This is a genomic window from Limosilactobacillus reuteri (assembly GCF_013694365.1).
GTDB classification, from domain to species: Bacteria; Bacillota; Bacilli; order Lactobacillales; family Lactobacillaceae; genus Limosilactobacillus; species Limosilactobacillus reuteri_E.
In genome coordinates this window covers 1,186,809-1,205,344 of record NZ_CP059275.1, presented here as the reverse complement: position 1 = coordinate 1,205,344, position 18,536 = coordinate 1,186,809, and the positions used below count along the sequence as shown (strand labels likewise).

The 18,536-nt window shown below is 38.5% G+C and carries 29 protein-coding genes, 11 tRNA genes, 2 rRNA genes and 4 pseudogenes; 3 read left to right on the top strand and 43 right to left on the bottom strand.

Going from position 1 to position 18,536, the window contains the following annotated elements; genetic code table 11:
- The 10 genes and pseudogenes from HHK02_RS07185 to HHK02_RS07140 all read right to left on the bottom strand — a co-directional run.
- A pseudogene (locus HHK02_RS07185) lies at positions 1 to 252 on the bottom strand (GyrI-like domain-containing protein); the annotation flags it as partial.
- Positions 253 to 450, bottom strand: coding sequence for a GyrI-like domain-containing protein (locus tag HHK02_RS07180; protein ID WP_231124819.1), 198 nt, complete (start codon positions 448 to 450; stop codon positions 253 to 255).
- A complete protein-coding gene (locus tag HHK02_RS07175) occupies positions 451 to 597 on the bottom strand; it encodes a hypothetical protein (RefSeq protein ID WP_003670181.1) in 147 nt (48 codons plus the stop codon). It lies immediately after the preceding gene.
- A complete protein-coding gene (locus HHK02_RS07170) occupies positions 598 to 1,275 on the bottom strand; it encodes a glucose-6-phosphate 1-dehydrogenase family protein (RefSeq protein WP_181462234.1) in 678 nt (225 codons plus the stop codon). It lies immediately after the preceding gene.
- Positions 1,276 to 1,599: a branched-chain amino acid transporter permease gene (locus tag HHK02_RS07165; RefSeq protein WP_003669460.1), complete on the bottom strand. Its 324-nt coding sequence runs from the start codon at positions 1,597 to 1,599 to the stop codon at positions 1,276 to 1,278.
- Positions 1,600 to 2,292 carry an AzlC family ABC transporter permease gene (locus HHK02_RS07160; protein ID WP_085720249.1) on the bottom strand — a complete coding sequence of 231 codons (693 nt, stop codon included), beginning with the start codon at positions 2,290 to 2,292 and terminating at the stop codon, positions 1,600 to 1,602.
- Positions 2,293 to 3,714: an aminotransferase-like domain-containing protein gene (locus HHK02_RS07155; RefSeq protein ID WP_003670189.1), complete on the bottom strand. Its 1,422-nt coding sequence runs from the start codon at positions 3,712 to 3,714 to the stop codon at positions 2,293 to 2,295.
- Positions 3,715 to 4,323: pseudogene (locus HHK02_RS07150) on the bottom strand (amidohydrolase family protein); the annotation flags it as partial.
- A pseudogene (locus HHK02_RS07145) lies at positions 4,324 to 4,881 on the bottom strand (group II intron maturase-specific domain-containing protein); the annotation flags it as partial. It abuts the pseudogene before it with no gap.
- Between the two features lie 82 nt (positions 4,882 to 4,963).
- A pseudogene (locus HHK02_RS07140) lies at positions 4,964 to 5,551 on the bottom strand (group II intron maturase-specific domain-containing protein); the annotation flags it as partial.
- 128 nt (positions 5,552 to 5,679) lie between these two features.
- Here HHK02_RS07140 and rrf (HHK02_RS07135) point away from each other — a divergent pair.
- Positions 5,680 to 5,796, top strand: a 5S ribosomal RNA gene (gene rrf, locus HHK02_RS07135).
- A 3-nt stretch (positions 5,797 to 5,799) separates the two neighbouring features.
- Here the strand turns inward: rrf (HHK02_RS07135) and rrf (HHK02_RS07130) are convergent.
- From rrf (HHK02_RS07130) to HHK02_RS07115, 4 genes are all read right to left on the bottom strand, one after another.
- Positions 5,800 to 5,916 (bottom strand): 5S ribosomal RNA (rrf, locus tag HHK02_RS07130).
- A 2-nt stretch (positions 5,917 to 5,918) separates the two neighbouring features.
- Positions 5,919 to 6,010 (bottom strand) — tRNA-Ser (locus HHK02_RS07125).
- A tRNA-Glu gene (locus tag HHK02_RS07120) sits at positions 6,011 to 6,082 on the bottom strand.
- A tRNA-Val gene (locus HHK02_RS07115) sits at positions 6,083 to 6,155 on the bottom strand.
- A gap of 7 nt (positions 6,156 to 6,162) precedes the next feature.
- Between HHK02_RS07115 and HHK02_RS07110 the strand changes: the two genes are divergently transcribed.
- Together HHK02_RS07110 and HHK02_RS07105 are read left to right on the top strand one after the other, a co-directional pair.
- A tRNA-Glu gene (locus tag HHK02_RS07110) sits at positions 6,163 to 6,234 on the top strand.
- 5 nt (positions 6,235 to 6,239) lie between these two features.
- A tRNA-Val gene (locus HHK02_RS07105) sits at positions 6,240 to 6,312 on the top strand.
- Between the two features lie 2 nt (positions 6,313 to 6,314).
- Here HHK02_RS07105 and HHK02_RS07100 read toward each other — a convergent pair.
- From HHK02_RS07100 to HHK02_RS06965, 29 genes are all read right to left on the bottom strand, one after another.
- A tRNA-Phe gene (locus HHK02_RS07100) sits at positions 6,315 to 6,387 on the bottom strand.
- Positions 6,388 to 6,470: transfer RNA gene (locus tag HHK02_RS07095), tRNA-Tyr, on the bottom strand.
- Positions 6,471 to 6,541 (bottom strand) — tRNA-Trp (locus tag HHK02_RS07090). It lies immediately after the preceding tRNA gene.
- A tRNA-His gene (locus tag HHK02_RS07085) sits at positions 6,542 to 6,616 on the bottom strand.
- Positions 6,617 to 6,687, bottom strand: a tRNA-Cys gene (locus HHK02_RS07080).
- Positions 6,688 to 6,772 (bottom strand) — tRNA-Leu (locus tag HHK02_RS07075).
- The gene (locus tag HHK02_RS07070; protein ID WP_181462233.1) at positions 6,773 to 7,897 is read right to left on the bottom strand and encodes a tyrosine-type recombinase/integrase; all 1,125 of its coding nucleotides are present in this window, start codon (positions 7,895 to 7,897) and stop codon (positions 6,773 to 6,775) included.
- Positions 7,898 to 8,767: a DUF5067 domain-containing protein gene (locus HHK02_RS13010; protein WP_181462232.1), complete on the bottom strand. Its 870-nt coding sequence runs from the start codon at positions 8,765 to 8,767 to the stop codon at positions 7,898 to 7,900.
- On the bottom strand, positions 8,768 to 9,352 hold the full coding sequence (locus HHK02_RS12625) for a hypothetical protein (protein ID WP_231124818.1): 585 nt from the start codon (positions 9,350 to 9,352) through the stop codon (positions 8,768 to 8,770).
- A complete protein-coding gene (locus tag HHK02_RS07055; RefSeq protein ID WP_098046187.1) occupies positions 9,353 to 9,994 on the bottom strand; it encodes a LexA family protein in 642 nt (213 codons plus the stop codon).
- Positions 9,995 to 10,210, bottom strand: coding sequence for a helix-turn-helix transcriptional regulator (locus HHK02_RS07050; RefSeq protein ID WP_098046188.1), 216 nt, complete (start codon positions 10,208 to 10,210; stop codon positions 9,995 to 9,997).
- On the bottom strand, positions 10,211 to 10,537 hold the full coding sequence (locus HHK02_RS07045) for a hypothetical protein (protein WP_086131570.1): 327 nt from the start codon (positions 10,535 to 10,537) through the stop codon (positions 10,211 to 10,213).
- The gene (locus tag HHK02_RS12905) at positions 10,538 to 10,666 is read right to left on the bottom strand and encodes a hypothetical protein (protein WP_262865865.1); all 129 of its coding nucleotides are present in this window, start codon (positions 10,664 to 10,666) and stop codon (positions 10,538 to 10,540) included.
- Positions 10,667 to 10,822: a hypothetical protein gene (locus tag HHK02_RS07040; protein WP_158087904.1), complete on the bottom strand. Its 156-nt coding sequence runs from the start codon at positions 10,820 to 10,822 to the stop codon at positions 10,667 to 10,669.
- Positions 10,823 to 11,038 carry a hypothetical protein gene (locus tag HHK02_RS07035; protein WP_085680557.1) on the bottom strand — a complete coding sequence of 72 codons (216 nt, stop codon included), beginning with the start codon at positions 11,036 to 11,038 and terminating at the stop codon, positions 10,823 to 10,825. It abuts the gene before it with no gap.
- Complete coding sequence (locus tag HHK02_RS07030) at positions 11,039 to 11,206, bottom strand: hypothetical protein (RefSeq protein ID WP_003664315.1); 168 nt, start codon at positions 11,204 to 11,206, stop codon at positions 11,039 to 11,041.
- Entirely contained in the window at positions 11,207 to 11,422 is a 216-nt protein-coding gene (locus HHK02_RS07025) for a hypothetical protein (RefSeq protein WP_003664313.1), read from the bottom strand.
- On the bottom strand, positions 11,423 to 11,695 hold the full coding sequence (locus HHK02_RS07020; RefSeq protein WP_181462231.1) for a hypothetical protein: 273 nt from the start codon (positions 11,693 to 11,695) through the stop codon (positions 11,423 to 11,425).
- Complete coding sequence (locus tag HHK02_RS07015) at positions 11,696 to 12,175, bottom strand: siphovirus Gp157 family protein (RefSeq protein WP_181462230.1); 480 nt, start codon at positions 12,173 to 12,175, stop codon at positions 11,696 to 11,698.
- Positions 12,176 to 13,546, bottom strand: coding sequence for a DEAD/DEAH box helicase (locus HHK02_RS07010; RefSeq protein ID WP_181462229.1), 1,371 nt, complete (start codon positions 13,544 to 13,546; stop codon positions 12,176 to 12,178).
- Positions 13,547 to 14,311: an AAA family ATPase gene (locus tag HHK02_RS07005; RefSeq protein ID WP_086142725.1), complete on the bottom strand. Its 765-nt coding sequence runs from the start codon at positions 14,309 to 14,311 to the stop codon at positions 13,547 to 13,549.
- Entirely contained in the window at positions 14,312 to 14,827 is a 516-nt protein-coding gene (locus HHK02_RS07000) for a DUF669 domain-containing protein (RefSeq protein ID WP_003664305.1), read from the bottom strand.
- Complete coding sequence (locus HHK02_RS06995) at positions 14,828 to 15,619, bottom strand: bifunctional DNA primase/polymerase (protein ID WP_181462228.1); 792 nt, start codon at positions 15,617 to 15,619, stop codon at positions 14,828 to 14,830.
- On the bottom strand, positions 15,620 to 16,837 hold the full coding sequence (locus HHK02_RS06990) for a VapE domain-containing protein (RefSeq protein WP_181462227.1): 1,218 nt from the start codon (positions 16,835 to 16,837) through the stop codon (positions 15,620 to 15,622).
- The gene (locus HHK02_RS06985; RefSeq protein WP_181462226.1) at positions 16,838 to 17,182 is read right to left on the bottom strand and encodes a hypothetical protein; all 345 of its coding nucleotides are present in this window, start codon (positions 17,180 to 17,182) and stop codon (positions 16,838 to 16,840) included. It lies immediately after the preceding gene.
- Positions 17,183 to 17,383, bottom strand: a complete 201-nt coding sequence (locus HHK02_RS06980; RefSeq protein ID WP_181462225.1) for a hypothetical protein — start codon at positions 17,381 to 17,383, stop codon at positions 17,183 to 17,185. It abuts the gene before it with no gap.
- On the bottom strand, positions 17,384 to 17,722 hold the full coding sequence (locus HHK02_RS06975) for a VRR-NUC domain-containing protein (protein ID WP_003664300.1): 339 nt from the start codon (positions 17,720 to 17,722) through the stop codon (positions 17,384 to 17,386). It abuts the gene before it with no gap.
- Positions 17,723 to 17,959 (bottom strand): hypothetical protein, encoded by a 237-nt coding sequence (locus tag HHK02_RS06970; RefSeq protein WP_181462224.1) that lies wholly within the window; start codon positions 17,957 to 17,959, stop codon positions 17,723 to 17,725.
- Positions 17,960 to 18,442 carry a hypothetical protein gene (locus HHK02_RS06965; RefSeq protein ID WP_181462223.1) on the bottom strand — a complete coding sequence of 161 codons (483 nt, stop codon included), beginning with the start codon at positions 18,440 to 18,442 and terminating at the stop codon, positions 17,960 to 17,962.
- Positions 18,443 to 18,536: the final 94 nt, after the last annotated feature.

Genomic DNA, 18,536 nt, shown 5'->3' with positions numbered 1-18,536 from the left:
CCATAGTCCTTCTAGTGGGGGAACAACAAAATCAAAATAATCTGGAATTTGGTAGGTGCCTTTTTTGCTCATTTTAATGGTATAAGTAACAGCATAGAGCTTTTCAATTGCTTTTTTATACTCACTATTTTCTTGATTAGGATCCCCATGTCCCCGCACAGCAAGATACTTCATCATTGGTACATTGATTAGGCTGGGATTCTTTCCGGGGACATACAATTCTTTCTGCTCTTTTCTGAAATTATAAGCCATTTAATTGTTTTTTACCGGAATTCGTAATACTGTTTTTAGATTTTCAACCTTCGTCCGCCGGGGATCTAACAAATAAATTTCATGGTGATGCCGATCATCGTTAATATCTACTTGTAAACCCTGTTTCTCAATAAATTTATGTATTTTCTCGATCGTTGCCGGTTCATCATCGTATGACCCGATATGAAGTGCTTGCACTTAATCTTCATGTTTTCCCCAGCCGAATTTTCCAAATTGTTCTTTCATCTCTTTAGACGTAAACAACTTATTGCTATCAAATGATGCTTCAATCATTTGACGATCATGTTTAATATCTTGTTGTAATTGTTGGGAATTCTCTTTCATCTACTTAACATCCCTGTTATATTTCCACTTCAATTCTTCATATAGTGGGGTAAGTTGCCTAATAACTGAACCGATATATTTTTCCATATCATTGACACTGTCTTTTCCACGAAATGCAAATTTGCCAAGCAAAAAGCTAGTCTTTCGTGCATCAGAATTAAATTGCTGCTGAGCATCCCGACTATTGATGTATTTAGTCAGTGACATATGATCAGAAAATTCCATCTCATCCTTATCCCAAAGATACCAGCGTGTAGTATCAATATCATTAGCCCATTCCGGTATTTTATCCAGTAATTGATTGTATTCATCCGGCGTCCCTTGTCGTTGCTCACTCTTATAATGTTGAAACATTAGGTAGACCTGTAACCGCTTTTTATCAAGCATCACCCCAATACAGGAATTATAGTCTGCTAACGATGCTAAACGATAAGAGGCCCAGTAATGATCACGCAGGTTCCAGCCGTTCGTCCAACTCTCAACGTGAACCTTCGCGAATTCGCCCGTTGGTAGTTGACTAGCGACAGTTTGATTTACCTTCTTCCACACTTGCCAAACGGCTTTAAACTTCTCTTTTAGGTCTGCAACTTCTTCTGGTGAATGATTTTCCTTAATCTTCTTAAAGGAAAATTCTGGCTGGTCAAAGATTACAAACATACTTTCAGTTAATGCTGTCATTTAAAACAAATTCAGCATCACCATATAAAAGCCAGTTCCGACCAAGATCGATAGTGGCATATTTCTTTTCCAAAGGTGAATAAATAATGTTACTAAGCCGGCAACGATTTCTAATAATGCCTTACTAGGCTCAGCAAAAGAAATATTCCGATAACAATAGATTACTAATACTCCCATGATTGCTGCCGGAAGGAATTTCCCCAGTTCTTCCAGGTAAGGTGATAATTCTTTTGACTGATCAAAAATCAGGAATGGGATAAAGCGGGTTGCCATAGTTACAACTGCTGCGATTAAAATTGAAATAATTTGTTCAGTTAATGTCATTCAGTTAATGTCATTTTTTCTCCTCGTGATTAAGTAATTTAATGAAAACAGCGCGACAAGTGTTACTAATGTCACTAATAGAAAAACATTCTTGTTGCAAAATAGTAAACAAATAATTGCAAATGCTAAACCAATCAGAGCATCACGCTGAGTTCGGGCATTTTTCAACTGTTCTGTAAACAACACAATAAAAAGTGCCGTCATTACAAAATCTAAGCCTGCTAAGTTTAAGTTAATCACCCTCCCAAGGAGTCCACCTAAACCTGCCCCAGCTACCCAACTAAAATAGTTGAATGCGGTTATGTAAAAATAAACATATGAGCGATCAAGGCTATCTGGTACTTTTAACGTTGCATTTAAGGAAAAAGACTCATCACACATTCCAAAAATAAGAATCGGCTTTAACTTTCCCGTATTGGAATATTTTTTTAACATCGTAATGCCATAAAAAATATGTCGTGAATTAACAAGGGCAGTTAGTACAAGAACGGTCAACGGCTGAAAACTTTGAACTAAAAGATTACCAATTACAAATTCGACTGATCCAGCAAAAATGGTAGCGGCCATTAATAATGGATATAAAAAATTAAAGCCCAGTTTATGCATATAGATTCCATAGCCGGCGCCTAAAAATAGAAAGCCAAGCATTACCGGACTAGTTTTTTGAAAAGCGTAACGTACTTCCTTTCTCATCTAGGAAAAATTCTTAACATCACTTTTTAAATTAGCTTTCTGTAAAAACTCGCGTAATCTTTTTAGGCCTGTTTCTAACTCATCAAGTGACTTATTTGCGGACAATGAAACACGGAGAAAATGGTCATTTGAAGAAGCGTTAATTTGAAAACGATCAGAGCCAAAACAACGGATATTTATATTAGCAAGGGCTTGTTCGATCTTGGCTGTATTTTGAATACTTTTAAGCGGTAATCGACGAAAAAAGGCATAGTCGGTTAATTGGTTTGTAGGAGCAGTCGGGAAATATTGTTCAAAAAGGATATTAGCTTGTTTGGCAAGGTTGACTTTATTTTGAATTATTTGTTGGACGACATGCTCTTTTATTGCCGTGGATGCAATTGCTGTATTGAGAGTTGAAGTTTTGACTGTTGTGTTGAAGAAGCCATTTTTAATTTGCTGGGCTAGCTGTGCTGGGAAAACTAGATAACCAACACGGAGTCCTGATGCAAGAACTTTTGACATGCTGCAAACGTAACAAGTCTGGTCTGGTAATAACTCCATTATTTTGGGTGGCTGTTCTGGATTGAGTTTACTAAGAAAACTTAGGTAGTCATCTTCAATTATTTTTAGCCCATATTCTTGTGCAATCGTTGCGATTTCTTTCCGGCGAGCCATCGAGAGAACAGTGCCAGTCGGGTTACTATATTCCGGCATGAGATACAGGCCAGCTAGATTGTTGTTTTGACAAGCGTGTTTTAATGCTTCAATATTCATCCCGCCTTGATCATTTTTTATCGCAACTAAATGGAGATTATTTAGTTGCGCGGTTGCAATCAGGTTGGCATAGGTAAATTCGTCGACAGCAATCTTATCGCCACTTGAAAATAAGGTCATTAACAGTAATGTAAGTGAGTTTTCTCCTCCCGCTGTAATAAGGATATGCTGAGTAGGAGTTAATCTCACGCCAAGCCAGTCAAGATAATGCTGAAAAGCCTCCTTATCAATCGGACGCCCGGTTGGTGAGTCATAGGTTAGAAGTTGCGAGGCGCCTTGCTTGACAGTGTTGCTAAGAATATTGTCAAGGAGGTGGTTTGTCTGTTCAAAGGAAGCAACAAAGCCAAGATCAATGGTACGGGTCAAAGGAGAATTGGCAGTTAACGGATCGATACCATTTGAGTTAACAAAGGTTCCTTTACCATGAATTCCATAAGTTAAACCAAGTTGCGCACTTAATTTGTAAGTACGAGTAACGGTGGTGAAATTAATGTCGAGATAATCGGCGAGTTCGCGTTGCGGGGGCAGTTTCGTTCCGGGTGTAAGAATTCCACGCTCAATCGCTGACTTTAGTTGGTCAAGCAAGCTTTTATAAATTGGTCGCGTCAGCTTATTTTTGTCGGGGTACCAGGTAAGTTGGTAGTGGGAGAAATCATTAATGGGCATCTACATAACTCTCTTCCCTGCCATCCAAGTTTCATTCACGTGGATATTTTTAAGTTTACTATGAGCAACTGTAAAGATATCATCATTTAAGATAACAAAGTCCGCGGCCTTTCTTGTTACAGCCGCATAAATACTATAAAACGGGCTATCAGGTTCTGCCCATGGCGTACATGGGGCATCCGAACTCAAGCCTAACATTGCTTGAGAATTCAACATTGTTTTAACGCGGTAAGCTAATTTAAACTGGGCTGGTGAAAGATAATGACGATAGGATTCATCTTCCGCAAAGAAAAAGATTGGTTGTGTGACTAACGCATAGTTCATTTTACTATTAGCAATCTCTGTAAACATTTGATCAGTCATTAAGGAGGCATGCTTAATTCTTACTGATGGCATCGTTGTTAGCCATGGCGCCATCTCTTTTGTTACATCAATCACTGTTTGAATTGCTTTATCGCCCATCGCATGCACAGCTAGTTGAAGCTTATTATCACGCGCCATCTTTACTGCTCGCTTAAGCTTTTCCACTGAAGTCAAACTAACTCCCATTTTTCCCGATGTATAAGGATCAGTATTATATGCCGTTTCACCAGAAATACTACCATCCATTTAATCACATTGAATTGACTGGAGCGTCTTGGACACATTCATAAGTCCAAGTTGTTCCAGTTTTCTATTAGTTAGAGAATAGCTCAAGGTCTTACTATGTGCAGTTCGCCAGTAGCCCTTGCGGGTACTAGCGAAGACATCGAGGACATATGCATCACGCTGGGACAGCCCCAACTTCTGTAAGTTAGTTACCTTAGTTTTAAACTTTTTCCATTGCTTCCAGATATACTGCCTTATTCGAACCCTCAACCACTTGTCGAGGCGTTGAATAAAGTTAGTTAGTTTCCCAATTGAGTAGTACTGAAGCCACCCACGCATTCAACGATTACGTTTAGTTAATAACTTCAGCGCTTTCTTTACTCGTTGTTGCGATTGTTTAGCTGGGTTCACTTTAACTTTCAGGCGCTTTTCTAGAAACTGGGTAATGCTTCGCATTACTCGTTCTCCGGCTCGTTGACTTTTAACATAGATGTTACAATCATCCGCATAGCGCACAAAGTGATGACCACGTCTAGTCAACTCTTTGTCCAACTCATTTAGATAGATATTAAAGACAATCGAGTAGGAGATAATTGATTAGTTCAATTATCGACCTCTCACACCACCGTATGTACGGTTCCGTATACGGCGGTTCGACAACTTAATCACATTGAATTGACTGGAGCGTCTTGGACACATTCATAAGTCCAAGTTGTTCCAGTTTTCTATTAGTTAGAGAATAGCTCAAGGTCTTACTATGTGCAGTTCGCCAGTAGCCCTTGCGGGTACTAGCGAAGACATCGAGGACATATGCATCACGCTGGGACAGCCCCAACTTCTGTAAGTTAGTTACCTTAGTTTTAAACTTTTTCCATTGCTTCCAGATATACTGCCTTATTCGAACCCTCAACCACTTGTCGAGGCGTTGAATAAAGTTAGTTAGTTTCCCAATTGAGTAGTACTGAAGCCACCCACGCATTTTTCGATGAATTTCTTCAAATATTCTTGTCAGAGATATTCAACGATTACGTTTAGTTAATAACTTCAGCGCTTTCTTTACTCGTTGTTGCGATTGTTTAGCTGGGTTCACTTTAACTTTCAGGCGCTTTTCTAGAAACTGGGTAATGCTTCGCATTACTCGTTCTCCGGCTCGTTGACTTTTAACATAGATGTTACAATCATCCGCATAGCGCACAAAGTGATGACCACGTCTAGTCAACTCTTTGTCCAACTCATTTAGATAGATGTGCCGTGAGGCATGGAGCGGACCATTACTAATCGGTCGAGGACTTAACCAAGGAGCGGTAAGGTTTATTGGAAGAGAATAGATAGGATTTAGTTTTGAGAGCACAAGCTCTCGTCCGAAGGGACAAAGAGTGTGGTGATGATGGCTTGAAGGATACACCTGTACCCATGCCGAACACAGAAGTTAAGCTTCAACACGCCGAAAGTAGTTGGGGGATCGCTCCCTGCGAGGATAGGACGTTGCCACGCATTGCGTGGCAACGTCCTATCCTCGCAGGGAGCGATCCCCCAACTACTTTCGGCGTGTTGAAGCTTAACTTCTGTGTTCGGCATGGGTACAGGTGTATCCTTCAAGCCATCATCACCACACTCGGAGAGTAAGGGATTCGAACCCTTGATACAGGCTTTAACCCGTATACATCATTTCCAATGATGCTCCTTCGGCCAGCTCGGACAACTCTCCTGACCCGTGCGGGATTTGAACCCACGATACCAGCGTGAAAGGCTGGTGTCTTAACCACTTGACTAACGGGTCTGGAGGATACAGGGCTCGAACCTGTGACCCCCTGCTTGTAAGGCAGATGCTCTCCCAACTGAGCTAATCCTCCTTAATATGACCCGTTAGTCAAGTGGTTAAGACACCAGCCTTTCACGCTGGTATCGTGGGTTCAAATCCCGCACGGGTCACTTTTGGAGGATTAGCTCAGTTGGGAGAGCATCTGCCTTACAAGCAGGGGGTCACAGGTTCGAGCCCTGTATCCTCCATTTGGCGCGGGACGGAATCGAACCGCCGACACACGGAGCTTCAATCCGTTGCTCTACCAACTGAGCTACCGAGCCTGGGGGAGAGTGGATTCGAACCACCGAACCCGAAGGAACGGTTTTACAGACCGTCGCGTTTAGCCAGACTTCGCTACTCCCCCCAGGGATAGTAGGAATCGAACCCACAATGACGGTTTTGGAGACCGTAGTTATACCGTTTAACTATATCCCTGGCGGTATGTGGGATTCGAACCCACGCGTGCCGGACCCACAAACCGGTGTGTTAACCAAACTTCACCAATACCGCAGGTGGTAATCGGATTTGAACCGATGATAAAGGTTTTGCAGACCTCTGCCTTACCACTTGGCTATACCACCTGCCTCCGGTGGGGGTCGAACCCACACTCCCTCAACGGGAACTGGATTTTGAGTCCAGCGCGTCTGCCAATTCCGCCACAGAGGCTTAAAATTGACTAAGTACCTGGACGATTTTGTCATCAGTTTTACTTTTATATTCATCAATCAAGTAGGCGTATGTGTTCATTGTGGTTGTGATATCATTATGTCCAAGTCTTTTGCTAATTGCATAAATATCTATTCCGTTGCTTAACAGTAAAGCAACGTGACTATGACGTAAACTATGGAAATGAAAATTCTTCTTTGATAATTTTGCATCACTCATAATTTGTCGAAGCGTTTTATTTAATGCTGTACTAGTAGGGATAGTATTAAATTGATCCATAAAAACAAGGTTACTTGATGAATTATTGCGCAATTGTTTAAGTAGTAATAGTAGTTTTTCATTAACTTTTATTTTACGTGTAGATGATTCGTTCTTGGTGGGTTTAAAGCGATGTGTATTAAAATGTTCGTCTGTTTCGTCTTTTCCTTTTACTTCTCTCCATGCTTTATCAATATTAATGGTATGATGAATAAAATCAATATCATTCCAGGTAAGAGCTTGAATTTCTTCTTTTCTCATTCCAGTATATATTGCAGTGACTATCATATAACGGCTTGTGTATCTTCTATTAGTAATTCCATTGATTGTAGTAGTTAATAATTTCCTTATTTCAGTTACATTAGGGTATTCTACCTTCATTGTTTTACTAGTATTGGCAGCTAAAGTAACACCTTTGGTAAAATCTTTAAGCAGATAATCATCAAGGATAGCAGATTGTACACAAGACCGTATTATTGAATTAAGCTTCTTTACACTTGCTATAGCATGAGTTGCTCCATACTTATTAATAAATTCTTGATATTTAGAACGGTTAATTTCTTTAATAGAAGCTTCTTTGAAATAATCATTAATTAGATTACCGATTATAATATAACGATTCAGAGTTACACTTGAGATTTTAGGTTGCTTATAAGTATTAACCCATTCTTCGTAATAATCACTAAAAGCAATTTTTTTCTCAATGTGTATTCCGCGATTAAGATTAGTTTCCATTTCAGCTGCCCACTTTTTAGCTAGTGCTTTTGTTGCAAAACCAGCTTTGGACTTTGAAAAACGTTTTCCTTCAGTATCTTTCCACTGAATTCTTACAGACCATTTTCCGCTTCTTTTATATATTTGAGCCATTTAGTTGTTATCGTATGCAGAATTTAGTTGAGCTTTAACATCTGGATTTCCTTGAACAGAAGGATCATTTGCGGCCCATTCGCCAGCTTCACCTTCGCCATTGTTACCAACTAAAATATCAGTGCCATAAAAGTCCTCATGGTGAAAGCTATGCCCAGCAATGTTTACATCACCATTGCTGGAAGAGCCTGCCTGTGATTGAGCAGTTTGCGATTGGCTATTGCTAGGCTGTTGGCCTTGAGTATTATTTTGTTGTTGACTTTGACTAAATTGCTGTTGGCTGTTTGAATCACTTGTTTGACTTTGACTATTGAATTTCTTTATCTTATAAGTTTTAGAACCGATAGTGTCAAAATTGGCATTTTCAAAAGTTACCTTAACCGGATTGCTGTTTTTAAGTGTAAACATCATAACAGCATGAACAGTTTTCCCGGGGAGCAACTTATTATTCAAATTGTCTTCTAGTTGCTGCAGAGGGTCATCACCGTTTTCGTTACGTTCAACGCCAGCTCCTGGATCTAATTTGACATCAGAAGTATTTGTTTTTTGGTATGCATGGATAACCATGTATGCGTTGGAAGGATCTTGTTCCTTCTTTGAATTATTGGTAACGTCGCAGTACAAAACGAGTACTTTTTTGCCGCTTTCAGCAGAATTCCTTACCTCAGATTTAGTGAACTTATAAGTTTCAACACCTGCATCAAATACATTGTTTTTATAGGTCCAAGTACGATTAGAAGCTTTATCAGATGGCTTTACAGAAGATGTACTTTCAGAAGTGCTAGATTTTTTACTTGTAGAATTACTTCCACATGCTGCTAATGATAAGGACATCATAATAGCAGCCCCAATAGTGAATGCCTTATTCATTTATTTCTTAAATTGTTTACCACAATTCATACAAACAAAATCGGTTTGCTTTGTCTTCTTCCCAGCAAAACCGGCTAATGCACCAACTCCACCAGTAAGAACAACTCCACCTACTGCTTTTCCGACTGAAAATCCCTTCTTGTGTTGTCCTAGAGGTTGAATATTTGTACTACCGCAAGAAGGACACATTAATTTTTGCTCAGAAGAAGAGGTCGCTGGAGCAGGAGCTGGAATTGAACGTTCTCTAATTTTAGACTTCTCTTCCTTAACTTTTTTCTCGGCAACTATCCTCTGCTGTTTAATTTCTTTTTCTTTAAGCTTAGTCTTTTGCAGTTCAAGTTTAGCTTGAGCTTTCTTCTGCTTAAGCTGTTGCTTTTGCTGTATTTTTTTAGCCTTTTCAGTTTGTCTTTTTTCTCTTTCTTCTGGAGTAATTGCTTTTCTTTTATTTATCCAGTAAATAATTCCATATGTAATGGCAAAGCCTAATATAGCGCCGAATATTCCTTGACCTATTCCATCTTGAAGATTTGCAACTCCAAACAAAATAGTAATAAAAGTTAAAGTAATGATTTGTCCTTTAGTCATTTACTCTACGGTTACAGAATATTTAACTAACTTTCCAACAATACGACCAGGATGATCTTCGTCAAGAATAATTGGATCATATTTTTTGTTATCAGGCATAAGCATTACTAGATTTCCTTGGTGTTTTACACGTTTTAATGTTGCTTCATTATCATCATCAACTAATACAGCCGCAATCTCTCCGTCTTCAACTTCTGGTTGCTCTCTAATTACAGCTAACGCACCATTAGGAATAGTAGGCTCCATACTATCCCCTTTACAACGGAGCCCAAAAAGATTTCCGCTTGGAACAGGTTTTTCGAAAATTTCATCGGTATATCCTTCAATATTTTCGTCTGCCGTAATAGGATCTCCACATGCTATTTCACCAATAATTGGAATCGATATAACTTCTAATCCTTCTTTAGGGTAAATAATGTTAGAAGGCTTTTTTTCTCTAGCAGGAAAAAAGTCATCGACATTTACATTGAAGATTTCAGCTAATTTAAATAAAATATCTTGATTTGCTTTTCTAGAACCTAATTCATATCTAGTTACAGTTGCTCTTGTTGTATTGAGCTTGTCTGCGAGTTGTTCTACAGAAAGGCCTCGTTGTTCACGGAAATTTCTGATTTTTTGTCCAATAAATTTACTTAGTTCCATTCATTTTGTTCCAATTTGGAACTTACGAGGTAAAAAAATAGTGTCGATATTTAGGTTAAATAACTCACTAATGGCAAACATTTCATCTTGAGTAAATTGATTCTTACCATTTTCCTTATCACGATAAGCTTTGGTACTAATATTCAAATAATCAGCCATTTGTTGCTGAGTCATACCCTTAACATGTTTCCGCAAATCATATAATCTTGATTGCATCTAGCGTGGCAAAGATTGGTTCCAATCAATATCAGCTTGATGAGACATAATCCAAGGTAATGCCTTGGTCACATTTACCTTAGTTCGATGACCTTGACCTGCATTCAAATTGATAACCCAGTTCTTAAAGACTGGAAGTGTAAGGAGAAACATTCGTACCCACTCCTTATCCTTTTTAATTGGAAGTTGATCAGTAAATTGTTGAATTCCAGTCCAATCATCAACTTGAGAAGTTTGTTTGGGTACTAAGTTGTAACATTCCTTAATACGCCTGAGAACCTCATTAGTAATTACTTGGTAATCTTGTTCATCTAATGATGCTTGCATTCAATGCTTCTTCCGATACTTTGGCTTTAATAACAGTGGTTTATTCCGTTCATAAAGTAAGCTATACACCAATGCACACAATAAGCACATTGCAATAATTAATATTGGTAATCCAATTAACAATGCCATTCATTGTTGATGATCCTTTTTTAATGCTTCTGCATGCGATAAGTATTGAATTGAAACACCTGGTTTTACTAATTCTTCGTTTGGCCCAATGCGTGCTATCAAAGTCCCTGCTAAATAAATTCCAATCTCATCTGCACCGTTGAATCCAACTTGCATCTAGACGCCAGATGGCATCCAATTGCGGTTTAATCGCACAATGCCGCGTGATTCTGAATAAACTTCAAACATTTTAACTGATGGATTATCAATCACTAATTCTTCCCCAAGAATATATGTCTGAACTTTCCCATTAGTTAAATAGGCTTTGACTTTTGTCATATCGTTAAAGTATTCGACATCACCGGTATAAGGATTATCAAACTGAATGCTCATTTATTTTTGGGTACGACTGTTTGCGGCGGTCGTACCTTTTTTGTTTAGTGGATCAAGAACCACTAGCAGAAGATAAACTGCTAGGATCGCCATCGCTCCATCATAAGAGCCAATCATTGAACAATACATGATCCAAGCACCAACGATTAGCGCAATTAACTTACTCATTTAGTCATTGTTCTTACCTCCATAAACATCTTTAGTTTCCGTAGCTAAACGTTCTGCTGAAATTCGTAACATCGTAGCAGCGTTTTCTAATTTAATAGCCATTGCCATTCGTTCTTCAGGAGTAGCAGCACTTTGATAGCGAACTGCCAAATTCGATACAAATACACAATTATCGCCAACTTTGGCATTTAATTTTGATAAATTGAACTCATTCATTTAGTCCGTACCTCCAAGTAATAATTGTCCAAGAATATCAGCAGTTGGATCAGTTTCCAAAGTATCAATAGTTGCTTTGACAATTGAAGCTGCTACTGGATTAGTATGTAGCCAATTCATAATCATGGCTGCTACCGTTCCGGGATCCGCATCAACTAATGAATTAGTACGTTCGTCACGAATTTCTGATTTTTTAGCAGCAAAAATGGCTACTTCCTCGTATTCTGGTCCAAGAATTTGTTTAATTGCCTTAATCTTTTCTTCGTTAGTCATTTATTTAATCACCGTGTTACGGTTAGCTTTTAAATGTGCTCCTGGTACTTCTTCTCCAGCTTTGAGTGCTTGGTAAATGGCCTGCTTATCTGGCTTAGTAGTCGTCTCAGTAATTTTGAACTTATCCGGAAGCTTCTTATCACTATCAATAATGGTTGAGGCCTTAAAGTTCCGGGCACTAAGTAAGTGATTTTCAGTAGTTATTTTCTTAATGCCGGCATCATCAAGGACATCAGTAATATACTTTTTAATCCAATCAAGCTTATTTTTGCGGTAAGTAATCTCATCTTTCCAAGAGCGTTGCTTGTCTTCCATGAAGTCAATTTCAGACTTCAAATAATCAGCCCATGTTGCTAAATTATCTAGTTTATTTCTACGGTCATCCTTAATTGCATCAAGAGTGTCTTTTAAAATTGTCGGGTCAAGGTCATCACGATTAGCTAGTGTTTTATAATTATCGTTAAGTTCAAATAAATTCATTCACTTCTTAATAAATCCACGCTGTTTAGCGTAGTGGTAAGCCCAGCCTGATTTGTAACCTTTTAATTTGGCGTAGGCCTGTATTTCTTTCAGATTTTTCAACTCGTTTGGACGCTTGCCAGCAACATTATTCATAATTGCTGACGATTGAATTTTCTTAATAATCGCTAGTCGTGACTTGGTAACTTTTTTAAGTTGAACATCATCAATGACTTCAATTTCTTTTTCTTCTCCTAATGCAGCCCCGCAATAAGGGCAAATATCACTTGTACGGTAGAACGATGCAAAACATGTCGGACACACCGATACAGGTTTAATCGTTGTTCCTGATTGTTGCTTATTTTTGCAGCTACCTTCTAATGTCCATTGCCGTTCATCAGTAGGCAATCCGAATCGTTCAACATTCCCCACGTGATCAATAATTATTGCAGTTTTACCTTTCCGTGGATTCATGGAACGCATTGCAAATTGTAGATACAACGATAATGATTGGGTTGGCCGTAACATAATGACGCAATCAACGTTAGGTAAATCAAGTCCTTCAGTAAATAATTCTGCATTAGTTACAATTTGGATTTTCCCTTGCCGATATTCCTCAATGATTTTATTCCGTTCTTCTTTGGGTGTTTTTCCGGAGACGGCCCTTGCAGTTATCCCATAGCCATTAAATGCATTAGCTAACTTAATTGCACTATCAACGTTATAGGTATAGGCAATTGCTTGCATTCCCTTAGCAAGTTTCAAATAGTGCTTAACCGCATTCCCGTAGATTTTAGGCTTCATTGCTTCTTTAATTGAATCAGTGTCATATTCACCAGTTCGTTTTACTTTTAACTTGGCAGTATCAATATAAGAAGGAGCGTAATAATCAACTGGAGCTAAAAAGTGATGGTCAATTAACCAGGGGACTGATTTCCCAACGATTAAATCATCAGCCACATCAGTAAAGCCTTGACCACCTAACCGATATGGTGTGGCAGTAAACAATAACTTATAGGCCTTTGGAAAAGCATCAAGAATCCTTCGATATGATTTAGCCAGAACATGATGGGCCTCATCAACAAAGATTATCGCCGGTGGGTCTAGATTATTAACGTGTCGAGTAATCGTTTGAACCATACCGATTTTAGCTAAATCCATATTTACATCATTAGCTTTGAACGTTTTGATAACCTGCTGGACAATTTCTTGCCGATGAACCACGAACAAGATACGGCTACCCTTTGCCGTTGCTCGTCTAGCAATCTCGGCCATGATAACTGTCTTCCCCGTTCGTGGCGGTTGTTGAACCATGATAGAACGGTGACCAGCAGCAATTGATTTTATGATGTTATCAATCGTTTCTTGCTGATAATCACGGAGTTCAAACATTTAACCTTCCTTTACATTTTGCTTTTTAATTTTGTTAACAATTTCATTCTGTTCTTTTGTAGTGGTCTGCTTTGGTTTGTCAAAGACGCCATTTACATGTTCCAGTACCCGTAAGATTGCCGGATCAGTAATATCATCTTTGACATAATGAATTCGTCGATCTTTAACCATCCGGATATAACGGTCACCATAGCGCTTAGTTTCAATCACTAAGTCACAATTACCGTTAACCACGTTGTAATATTTCTGCTTTAGTGATGGTCGGTCTTCGGTGTGGCCAGAAGATTCATCAGTTAGCATCATTAACCGGCTAATATAAACCGTATTAAGCGGCAAGGCTTTTAGTTCAGTAACAAATGCTTGAAAGACGGTATTAAATTGTGCATAACCTTTTCCATAAGGAACATCCCCCAGCGTTTCTACTCCATTGTCATAACAGATGGCTTGTTCGATTAATGTGACAACATCATCAATCACATCAATGACTACTGTTTTGTAACCATGATTTTCAGTACCAAGAGCAAGAATAATCTTGTCTAGTTGATCAATCACTGACTCTTTCAAGCTTCCATCGCTCTTTCGAACATTCTTTAATTGGATACTTGGTGCAGTGTTCATCTCACTGTTACCATCCGTATTAAGGAATAATGGACTTGGAAACCGTTCTGCTAGATATGATTTTCCAGACATCGTGTCTCCGTAGATGAAATAATTCCGTGGTACTCGCCGTGCTTTCTGTGGTTTATTTGGTGGCAAAATACTCATTTAAAAGGGCATTTCATCATCTGTAACTTCTGGCGTTTCCGGTTGTTCCGCTTCATCAAAGTCATAATTGCGGTATGGATATTGGGGGTTCTTCTTGTTTGGTCGAACCTTCAAATCCATGATCATGGTCTTTCCTACTGCTGGCGCAAATGCTTTAGCCAAGTTCTCGTAGATTAAAGTATCGTCATCCCAAACTTCATCAGGAATTTCAACACCTAGAATTGCTGCTAACTTAGAAACCAATCGTAAATTAGTTTCTAGCATTGGATTGGGATTACCCTTAGAAGTTAATTCATCTAATCCAATTTGTAAGAATTCTTTTTGACCGGCTGATTCTCCATCGACAACTTCTAACTCAAAGTTAAGCTGTTCAGCATTCCAGGGAGTTTCATGGTTTTCTACTTTTGCAACTACAACGGTATACTTACCACTTTCCAGTCCCTTAAACTTATTAACTGAATCATTCTTTGGATCAAAACCTTCAGTAGCTTTATTCATTGCATCTCGTAAACTCATTTATCCGCCACGTATTTCACCCCCGTTTCTCAAATCACGTCTTAGCATTGATTGAAATGTCCGGTTCACTTCTTCTTCTGGTAGTGGATCGGGCGTATTATCATTACAAATCATCGCTAATTGATAAGCTGCTTTAGGATTAACACCCCGAAATAGTAGTGCGCCAATCATGCCGGCCAAAGTTTTATTTCGCATTCCTTTATCACCTAAACCATTAGCAATTGTTTCTAGCAAATCAGTAGTCGAATTCCGTTCACGAGGCTTAATTACAAAATCGTTTGGAGTGTTACGCCGATTGCTTGCTCGCATCTGATTAATATTTACAACTAAAGATTTAGGAGCAGTAACGATCGGATCCTTATTTAACCATTGGTAACCTTCTGAAGGAGCAACGACAACATAATTATTCTGATGAGCCTTAATGTCGACACCTGGTTGATAACCAATTAATTGATTAACCCGCATATCTGACCGTTTCAGATAAAATAATTGTCGGCCACCATGCTTGGTAGTTTGAGTTAAAGTTTCCGGAAAATATTCCGCTGGTAATTGCTTAATTGATTCAAAACCATCAATGTTATCAGCATGGTTGCGATCAATATCAACTACGAAGAATTTATCCGTTCTTAAAGCAATCTGAGCATAGGGATGTTTTTTCCATACAGCTTTGATTTGTTCTGCAGTTAAAGCTGGTTTATCAGCAAATTTTATCAGTGGTTGCTTACCAGCAATTGGGAGGACACTTAATCCTTTAGCTTGATAAGCCAAGGCATAATTAACTAAATTTTTCATCTACTGTAAACCTTCCACTTTTCTATACCCACGATGAACAACGCCTTTCATCTTCTTATACCCCGCCTTCCAATCACTGCGGTTATCCATTACATACTTAATCTTCTTAGCTAATGACCGATTCTTAACTAGATTGTCTTCGCCTAATTGATGAGCAATTTCTGAACTCTCAATCCAATCATCATCCCAAGTAGAAAGAACCCGCTCAATCTGATTTTCAGTTTCATCAATATACATAAACGTCTTTCGATTATCTTCAATGAGCTTCTGCTGCTCCTTCGTCAATATGAAAGAAAAGCCTTCTTTGTAGAGGCCAACAGCTTCACCCCAAATGTGATTGACCATCGTATCATCAAGATCAGTTACCGGATTAGCCATCGCTCGGGACTTATCAGCCATGTTGGGTAAGAATCGTCGTTCACCAGTTTTATCTTTTAGATAGGTCGATTCGTTGGTTGTCCGGGCCATGACAAAATTCTTTGGCCGGCGGATTGTATGTCGTCCATATGGTGGCCGGAACTCTAATTCTTCGGCTGAAATAAATTTCTTCAAATTCTCAAAGTCAGAATTATTAGTAGCGGTCATTTCATCATCGTTAACAATTAAAGCCCGGAGCATGTTAGCAAAGTTATCTTTATCTTTGAAATCAGTAAATTGGTCTGTATACCAACCATGCGCTAACTTTTTCAAGAGTGTGGTTTTTCCTACACCTTGGCCACCGACTAAATCAAACACCCAATCAAATTTACTTTCCGGTTTATAGACTTTCATCACCGCTCCAACTAAAAATAATTTTGTCTGCAGTGTTGTTACTTCACCGCTGGGCACTCCTAAATAGACTGGTAGGAAATCTTTAATTCGTTCTTTATGATCCCAATTCTTGTAACATTTCTCCATATATTCTTTTACTGGATTATATGGGTGCTGCCTTGCCTCAACTGTGATTGCCATATTCAGTAATTTTTCTTGAAACATTACCGCATATTCATCTTCAATGTAACGAAGCATGATTGCCATGTAGCTATCATCAAGTTGGCCTTTCTCGATAAAAAGTTGTGGGATATCTTTTACCACATCGATTGAATAGGCAAATTCGTTGTATCGAAAGGTGCCATGCAACAATGGATCACCGTTAAGAATTAAGCCAACGTTTTTAAGGCTGTTCGTTTTGGGATTACCTTGTGCATTTAATTCAAATTCAATCGGTTTGCGAATCACTTAAATTTCTCCAATCTTTATTCTTTTTGTTAGAGTAAAAATTGCATAATTTCCATCGTCCACATATGAATGAAGAATATTTTCTTTTTTTCTAAACCAATTAAAAATCAATGCCTGCAAAGCATAATTTAATTCTTGATTTCTCCACAAGTCTGCTGGCTCATCTTCTGAAACTATATATTGTTCATAGTCATTTGATAATCGAACGTGCTGAATTGCATAGCTTTTTGGCCTTACTTGGTTAATAATAGTTGCCACTAATAACGCTCGCATAAAACGAGCATCTCTATTTGAATTAGAGTTAATAAACTTTTGAATTCGCTTATCTATGTCTTTTGAAATCATCTAGTCATCACTAATATCCTCAATACTTTCAATTGCTGAAAACGGAATAATAAATCGACATTTTTTTGTATGTATATCTCTTTTTCCATTAATAGAAATCGACATACCGTTTAAATTTCTGCGTCTTAATTCGTCATCAATTTCACCAAAATCTGAATTCACTTTGTAAAAGTGACCGTTAATTGTTCTTATCTTTATCATTCAGTTAAACCCATAACCAATCAATCCTTCCTCAACAATTTTTACTGCATCCCCAGCAGACCTAGCGATTCCATGAATAATTTCTCGCTTAGTTAGCATTTCATGAAATCTAATTTGATCCGCTCTCGGCTTGCCTTTTTCATTCTTCACTTCAATGTAAAACACTTGATGATCTGACCAACGAAATCCGTATAAGTCCGGGTGGCCACTTGGTACACCAGCTGAGAAAAATCTTCCGTCCGGTGTCTTGACTGAACCAACATTTACTCGGAACACTGTGCATTGGTGCTTTGACAAGGCTACCCGAATATCGTTTTGGATTTTGTGTTCACTAGTCATTTACCCCCGTTTCGTAGATGGCTCTGCTTTATTGCTCAGTGGCCGACCGCACATTGGGCAATAATTCATTACTGGTGTCGAATTGTCGTATTCTGTTTCGTAGTTAGTATCCTCTAAGCATGGTACAAAAATTGGTAATTCAGGGTCTTTAAGAACAGTAATTTCCATTTTTTTACCAGTTACATTATTAATCGAATATCCATCAAAAAGTGGATAATGTGGACGATCACTACCCACTCATTTAATGTCCTCCATAGGTTCCTTCATCGCGTCAATTGCAGCTTTAGGAAAGAAATCTGAAAGACTATCTAGTTTCTTTTGCGTAAATTCCATAGCATCAGCTTTTTCATTAGCAAATCCAAAATGGAACTCAACATTATTAGCGCTTATATTCATTGCATCAACATATTGCTTAACAGGCACTGGTCCCTCAGCACATCGCATTGCAGATAAAACATATTTCTTTTCAGGAAAACGTTCCTTAATTGACGTATGCAGGAACTCTTCAATCAGTGCTGATAGATACTCGCGACTTGGTTTGCCAAAGCTGTAAAGGTAATAGTTCTCAACAAACTTAATTTCTAACAAGTTTGTTGCGTCGCAAGGAATCTCGACTACTGCAAGATCGCTATCATTGTAAATGGCGATTACACCATCTACCTCTTCCGCTTCCATACGTTCATTTTCGTTTACTTTTTCGATAAATTCTTTAATTTTCATTTAGATATCACCTTCATTAAGAATTTGCCCTGAGGCTAAAGCTAAAGCCTCATCAGCCAACTGGTGAAGCTCCATGATGCACCCACCATCAAAA

Bases quoted from the DNA above. Each gene is read 5' to 3' on its own strand.
- HHK02_RS07045 (WP_086131570.1), bottom strand. From the start codon at position 10,537: ATGCAAGCATCATTAGATGAACAAGATTACCAAGTAATTACTAATGAG.
- HHK02_RS07155 (WP_003670189.1), bottom strand. From the start codon at position 3,714: ATGCCCATTAATGATTTCTCCCACTACCAACTTACCTGGTACCCCGAC.
- HHK02_RS07070 (WP_181462233.1), bottom strand. From the start codon at position 7,897: ATGGCTCAAATATATAAAAGAAGCGGAAAATGGTCTGTAAGAATTCAG.
- HHK02_RS07035 (WP_085680557.1), bottom strand. From the start codon at position 11,038: ATGAGCATTCAGTTTGATAATCCTTATACCGGTGATGTCGAATACTTT.
- HHK02_RS06995 (WP_181462228.1), bottom strand. From the start codon at position 15,619: ATGAAAAATTTAGTTAATTATGCCTTGGCTTATCAAGCTAAAGGATTA.
- HHK02_RS07170 (WP_181462234.1), bottom strand. From the start codon at position 1,275: ATGACAGCATTAACTGAAAGTATGTTTGTAATCTTTGACCAGCCAGAA.
- HHK02_RS07050 (WP_098046188.1), bottom strand. From the start codon at position 10,210: ATGCAATCAAGATTATATGATTTGCGGAAACATGTTAAGGGTATGACT.
- HHK02_RS13010 (WP_181462232.1), bottom strand. From the start codon at position 8,767: ATGAATAAGGCATTCACTATTGGGGCTGCTATTATGATGTCCTTATCA.
- HHK02_RS07175 (WP_003670181.1), bottom strand. From the start codon at position 597: ATGAAAGAGAATTCCCAACAATTACAACAAGATATTAAACATGATCGT.
- HHK02_RS07020 (WP_181462231.1), bottom strand. From the start codon at position 11,695: ATGACTAACGAAGAAAAGATTAAGGCAATTAAACAAATTCTTGGACCA.
- HHK02_RS07015 (WP_181462230.1), bottom strand. From the start codon at position 12,175: ATGAATTTATTTGAACTTAACGATAATTATAAAACACTAGCTAATCGT.
- HHK02_RS07165 (WP_003669460.1), bottom strand. From the start codon at position 1,599: ATGACATTAACTGAACAAATTATTTCAATTTTAATCGCAGCAGTTGTA.
- HHK02_RS12625 (WP_231124818.1), bottom strand. From the start codon at position 9,352: ATGACTAAAGGACAAATCATTACTTTAACTTTTATTACTATTTTGTTT.
- HHK02_RS06980 (WP_181462225.1), bottom strand. From the start codon at position 17,383: ATGATAAAGATAAGAACAATTAACGGTCACTTTTACAAAGTGAATTCA.
- HHK02_RS06965 (WP_181462223.1), bottom strand. From the start codon at position 18,442: ATGAAAATTAAAGAATTTATCGAAAAAGTAAACGAAAATGAACGTATG.
- HHK02_RS07000 (WP_003664305.1), bottom strand. From the start codon at position 14,827: ATGAGTTTACGAGATGCAATGAATAAAGCTACTGAAGGTTTTGATCCA.
- HHK02_RS07160 (WP_085720249.1), bottom strand. From the start codon at position 2,292: ATGAGAAAGGAAGTACGTTACGCTTTTCAAAAAACTAGTCCGGTAATG.
- HHK02_RS06975 (WP_003664300.1), bottom strand. From the start codon at position 17,722: ATGACTAGTGAACACAAAATCCAAAACGATATTCGGGTAGCCTTGTCA.
- HHK02_RS07040 (WP_158087904.1), bottom strand. From the start codon at position 10,822: ATGCAAGTTGGATTCAACGGTGCAGATGAGATTGGAATTTATTTAGCA.
- HHK02_RS12905 (WP_262865865.1), bottom strand. From the start codon at position 10,666: ATGGCATTGTTAATTGGATTACCAATATTAATTATTGCAATGTGCTTA.
- HHK02_RS07030 (WP_003664315.1), bottom strand. From the start codon at position 11,206: ATGAGTAAGTTAATTGCGCTAATCGTTGGTGCTTGGATCATGTATTGT.
- HHK02_RS07025 (WP_003664313.1), bottom strand. From the start codon at position 11,422: ATGAATGAGTTCAATTTATCAAAATTAAATGCCAAAGTTGGCGATAAT.
- HHK02_RS07010 (WP_181462229.1), bottom strand. From the start codon at position 13,546: ATGTTTGAACTCCGTGATTATCAGCAAGAAACGATTGATAACATCATA.
- HHK02_RS07005 (WP_086142725.1), bottom strand. From the start codon at position 14,311: ATGAGTATTTTGCCACCAAATAAACCACAGAAAGCACGGCGAGTACCA.
- HHK02_RS06985 (WP_181462226.1), bottom strand. From the start codon at position 17,182: ATGATTTCAAAAGACATAGATAAGCGAATTCAAAAGTTTATTAACTCT.
- HHK02_RS07055 (WP_098046187.1), bottom strand. From the start codon at position 9,994: ATGGAACTAAGTAAATTTATTGGACAAAAAATCAGAAATTTCCGTGAA.